The organism is Streptomyces californicus (assembly GCF_000717645.1).
Classification (GTDB): domain Bacteria; phylum Actinomycetota; class Actinomycetes; order Streptomycetales; family Streptomycetaceae; genus Streptomyces; species Streptomyces californicus.
The window spans coordinates 1-4,558 of record NZ_JNZZ01000060.1; the positions used below are offsets into that span (position 1 = coordinate 1).

Genomic DNA, 4,558 nt, shown 5'->3' on the forward strand with positions numbered 1-4,558 from the left:
CTACGCCCCCGCCGCCGCCCGCCGCCCCACCGCCGTGCAGGCCATCCACGACGCCGAGGGCCCCGTCCTCGTCGTCACCTCCGACCCCCCCGCCTCGTCTACGCCCCCGCCGCCGCCCGCCGCCCCACCGCCGTGCAGGCCATCCACGACGCCGAGGGCCCCGTCCTCGTCGTCACCTCCGACCCCGCCGTCTGGGCCGGGACGAAGGACGCCCGCGCCAAGCTCGGACCGGTCCTCGTCCACGACCCGGGCCACCTCTGCGACACCCCCGCCCGCCTCCACTGGTCGCCCACCGCGGGCTGCGAGCACCCCGACACCGCCGCGACCCGCGCCGCCGCCCTGCTCGCCCCGGTACGCCCCCGGGCCAGGATCGACGCCGCGGTCGCCGACACCGCGCAGACGCTCCTCCAGTGCTGGCTGCACGCGGCGGCGGTGGACGGCCGCCCCTTCCGCCAGGTCCTCCGCTGGGCCTCCGGCTCCGGCGCCCACGAACCCGTACGCCTCCTCCGTACGCACCCCAAGGCGGCCTCCGGACTCGCCGGGCTGCTGGAGTCCGCCCTCACCGGCTACCCTGAACGGCGGTACGTGGCCCAGGAACTGACGGTACGGGCGTTCGCCGCCCTGTCCACGGTGCACATCCGTGAGGCGTGCACGGCGAACCGAGCCGATTCCCTCGCGTTGGAATCTTTTGCCGCCGAAGGGGGAACGCTCTACCTGGTGGGCGAATCCATCGAGGATCCCCGCTCCCGCCCCGGCGCGATGCCCCTCCTCACCGCGCTGGCCGCAGACGTGGTCGAGCACGGCCGCCGCATGGCCGTACGGTCATCCGCCGGTCGGCTCGACCCACCAATGACGTTCGTCCTGGACGACGTCGCGGCCGTGGCGCCCTTCCCCCAGCTCCCCGACCTCCTGGCGACCGGCCAGGACCGCGGCCTGCACGCCCTGGTGCTGCTCCGCTCCCCGGAACAGGGCCGCGCCCGCTGGCCGGATGCCCTGAACGCCCCCGCTGAGAACGCCGGGGACCGGACGCCGTGACGATGATGAGCCGGACCGAAGCGGTCGCGCTGGTGGGGCGCGTCATCGCGGGCGACCACGCGTCCGAGGACGAGCTGGACGCCTGTCTGGAACGGCTCGACCGTGGTCTGGCCTGCCCGGCCGGTTACATCAGCGATCTGATCCACTGGCCGCCGGTCCACGACCTCACCCCCGAAGAAGTGGTCGACCGCGCCCTGGCCCACCGGCCGATCGCGCTGTAACGAACCGCGAGACGACACCGACCGGCCCCACCTGCACGCACCTCACAGGCCCGCCTGCACGCACCTGGCAGGCCCCACCAGCCCCGCCCTACACCTCGCCCGCCTCCCCCTCCCTGCCGAGGACGTACTCCAGCTCCTGCTCACCCCGATCGCCCGGCGCCGCGATACGACGGCCGGACGGGGCGAACCCGAACTTCCGGTAGAAGGCGGCGGCCCTCGGGTTCTTCTCGTGCACGTAGAGGCGCACCCGCTCCATGCTGGGCGCGGACAGGGCCCACGCCCAGTCGACGGCCTCCCGGAACAGCGCGTCGGTCACCCCGGTCCCCCGCACCTCGGGCCGGACGAACACGCCGACCAGGTGCGCCTGGTCCACGTCGACGGCCTCCCCGAACCGCACCTCGTCGTCCGGGCTCTCGACGAGCACGGTGACCGTCCCCACCCAGTCCCCCTCGGGCGACTCGGCGACGAACTGACGGACCCGGCCGGCCCCGTCCTCGGCGGCGTCGGCCGTACGTCCCTGCCAGAAGGCGTCCGGTCGCGCCGCCGCGTCCTCGTACGACTCCAGAAACGCCACCGGGGCCGCCGGGTCCCGCAGGGCGTCCACCCGCAACTGCCGGGCCCGCTGCCATTCGTCGGCCCGCACACCACGCACCACATAGTCCATGGCCCGATCCTCGCCCCCGCCCGCCGGGCGTTCAACCGACTAAACCGGCCGCCACCAGCCACCGGACCGTACCGGAGCGCCGCGAGGACCACCGCGCCTCGCCCCGGTCCGCCAGGAAGACAGCCACCGCGCCTCGCCCCGGTCCGCCGCGAAAGACAGCCACCGCCGCCACAAGGACAGCCCCGCCGAGGCCGCCCCACCGTCGTACCCCGGTACTACGGGCCCGCCCCCACGTCCCACCCCCGGTCCGACGACCGCGCCCCGCCGGCTCCGTAGCGTCGAGCGCATGATCACGGCACACGGCCTCACCAAACGGTACGGCGACCGAACCGCCGTCCAGGACCTCGACTCCACCGTCCGCCCCGGCACGGTCACCTCCTCCCCCGGCCCCGCCCTGCCCGCCCTCTCCCTGTGGGCGGGCACGACAGTGGCCGCGGCGGCACTGACGCTGAAGCGCCGCGACATCTGACCCACGAGGAGAACAACCAGGTGAGCGACCAGGTGAGCGACCAGGCAGGCACCACGCCGGGTGACCGGCCGAGCAACGCCGTACGCACGCATCCGGATGCCGCCGCCCCGGCCCCGGCACACACCCCGGACACGCACGCGACGGCCCCCGCCCTCACCCGGTTCATCCGGGGCGTTCTGGACCGCCTCCGCGCGCTCGACCGCCGCCGGCCCCGGGTCTGGGACGCGGCGGTGACCGGATTCTGGGTGGTCGCCGCGGTGCTCGACTACACCTCCGGCGGCTGGCGGACCACCGCGCACGACGACGTAACGGCGCCCGAGCACCTGGTCCTCCTGATGAGCCTCGGATTCTCGCTTCCCCTGCTGTGGCGCCGCACGCACCCCCTGGCCGTGGTCGTGCTCCTGGCCCCGATATCCGTGGTCAACGTCTGGACGGGGGCCGTGGTGCAGGCGTCGCTCCTCCAGTTGATCCCGGTCTTCCAGCTCGTCCTGCGCTCCTCCCTCCGCACGGTCGGGGCGGCGTCCCTGCTGTTCGTCGTCCCGGTCCTGTCGGGCGGCGCCCGCATCCCCTCCGGCTGGGGCCAGGAAGTGGTCTCGTACGTATGGGGCCTGGTGTTCGTCGTCCTGCTGGGCATCGCGGTACGCACCCGGCGCGAGTACACCGAGGCGCTGGTCGAGCGGGCACAGCGGCTGGAGTACGAACGCGACCAGCAGGCCAAACTCGCGGCCGCCGCCGAACGCACGCGGATCGCCCGGGAGATGCACGACATCATCGGCCACAACCTGTCGGTCATCACAGGACTCGCGGACGGCGGCGCCTACGCGGCACGCAAGAGCCCGGAGCGCGCGGGCCAGGCCCTCGAAGCCATCGGCACGACCAGCAGGCAGGCGCTGTCCGAACTCCGCCGCCTCCTGGGCGTCCTGCGCGACGACCACCCGGACGCGGACCGCACACCGCAGCCGACGCTCAACGAACTGACCGCCCTCATCGACCGCGTACGGGGAGCGGGCCTGCCGGTCCACCTGGAACTGCACGACGGACCGACCCCGCGCCCCCTCACCCCGGGCCGCCAACTCACCGTCTACCGCGTGGTCCAGGAGGCCCTGACCAACACCCTCAAGCACTCCACTCGCCCCACCTCCGCGACGGTCACCCTCACCTACTCCCGCACACACCTCGACGCCCGCATCACCGACACGGGCACCGGAAGCGGCGGAAGCGCGAACGCGGGGGAAGCACCGGCGGCGGGCCAGGGCATCATGGGCATGCGGGAACGCGCCGCCCTGTACGACGGTCATCTCGAAGCGGGTCCGCTGCCGGCAGCCGCCGGGTGGCAGGTACGGCTCCGCCTTCCCCTGGAGGAATCGCACGCGTGACGACGGTACTGCTCGCCGACGACCAGCCCATGCAGCGTTTCGGATTCCGCATGCTGCTGGAGAGCCAGGACGACATGAGGGTCGTCGGCGAAGCCGGGAACGGCACCGAGGCCGTCCACCTGGTCGCCCGTCACGCCCCGGACGTCGTGCTGATGGACATCCGCATGCCCGGTCTGGACGGCATCGAGGCGACCCGGCGCATCATCGCCTCGGGCGCCTCCACCCGCGTCCTGATCGTGACGACGTTCGACCTCGACGCGTACGCGTACGACGGCCTGCGGGCGGGCGCGAGCGGCTTCCTGGTCAAGGACGCCCTGCCCGAGGAACTCCTCGCCGGCATCCGCGCCGTGGCCGCCGGCGACGCGGTGGTCGCCCCGAGCCTGACCCGCCGCCTGCTCGACGCGTACGTCCACCACCTCCCCGCCGTCCCCGGCAGCTCCCCGGCCGCCGCAGACCCGCGCATCGCCGCCCTCACCGAACGCGAACGGGAGATCCTCACGGTGATCGGCCAGGGCTGGTCCAACACGGAGATCGCGACCCGCTTCCACCTCGCCGAATCGACGGTCAAGACGCACGTGACCCGCATACTCGCCAAGACCGGCGCACGAGACCGTGTGCAGGCGGTCATCCTGGCGTACGACACCCGCTTGGTCACCCCGGTGTGAGGGGTACGCGGGCGACGCAAAAGACCCCGGAACGCAGAAAAGCCCCGCACCATAAGGTGCGGGGCTTCCCCACAATGATTGTTCGGCGGCGTCCTACTCTCCCACAGGGTCCCCCCTGCAGTACCATC

The 4,558-nt window shown here is 73.3% G+C and carries 4 protein-coding genes and 2 pseudogenes; 5 read left to right on the forward strand and 1 reads right to left on the reverse strand.

Translation table 11 applies throughout. The features are described 5' to 3' along the window. Both IF19_RS01000000135220 and IF19_RS0134115 read left to right on the forward strand, forming a co-directional pair. Window positions 1–1,035: pseudogene (locus IF19_RS01000000135220) on the forward strand (type IV secretory system conjugative DNA transfer family protein); the annotation flags it as partial. Between the two features lie 2 nt (window positions 1,036–1,037). Then, a complete protein-coding gene (locus IF19_RS0134115; RefSeq protein ID WP_030112172.1) occupies window positions 1,038–1,256 on the forward strand; it encodes a hypothetical protein in 219 nt (72 codons plus the stop codon). Window positions 1,257–1,344: 88 nt separating this feature from the next. On the opposite strand, the gene IF19_RS0134120 is transcribed toward IF19_RS0134115, so the two are convergent. After that, window positions 1,345–1,920 (reverse strand): GNAT family N-acetyltransferase, encoded by a 576-nt coding sequence (locus tag IF19_RS0134120; protein WP_030112173.1) that lies wholly within the window; start codon window positions 1,918–1,920, stop codon window positions 1,345–1,347. Window positions 1,921–2,206: 286 nt separating this feature from the next. Here IF19_RS0134120 and IF19_RS1000000138995 point away from each other — a divergent pair. From IF19_RS1000000138995 to IF19_RS0134135, 3 genes and pseudogenes are all read left to right on the forward strand, one after another. Beyond that, window positions 2,207–2,311: pseudogene (locus IF19_RS1000000138995) on the forward strand (ABC transporter ATP-binding protein); the annotation flags it as partial. Between the two features lie 98 nt (window positions 2,312–2,409). Next, entirely contained in the window at window positions 2,410–3,765 is a 1,356-nt protein-coding gene (locus IF19_RS0134130) for a sensor histidine kinase (protein WP_418952778.1), read from the forward strand. Further along, window positions 3,762–4,430, forward strand: a complete 669-nt coding sequence (locus IF19_RS0134135) for a response regulator (protein ID WP_030112176.1) — start codon at window positions 3,762–3,764, stop codon at window positions 4,428–4,430. The genes IF19_RS0134130 and IF19_RS0134135 overlap by 4 nt, the downstream gene beginning before the upstream one ends. Window positions 4,431–4,558 lie beyond the last annotated feature (128 nt).

Excerpts from the sequence above, each read along its gene's own strand:
- IF19_RS0134115 (WP_030112172.1), top strand. The coding sequence starts at position 1,038 with ATGATGAGCCGGACCGAAGCGGTCGCGCTGGTGGGGCGCGTCATCGCG.
- IF19_RS0134120 (WP_030112173.1), bottom strand. The coding sequence starts at position 1,920 with ATGGACTATGTGGTGCGTGGTGTGCGGGCCGACGAATGGCAGCGGGCC.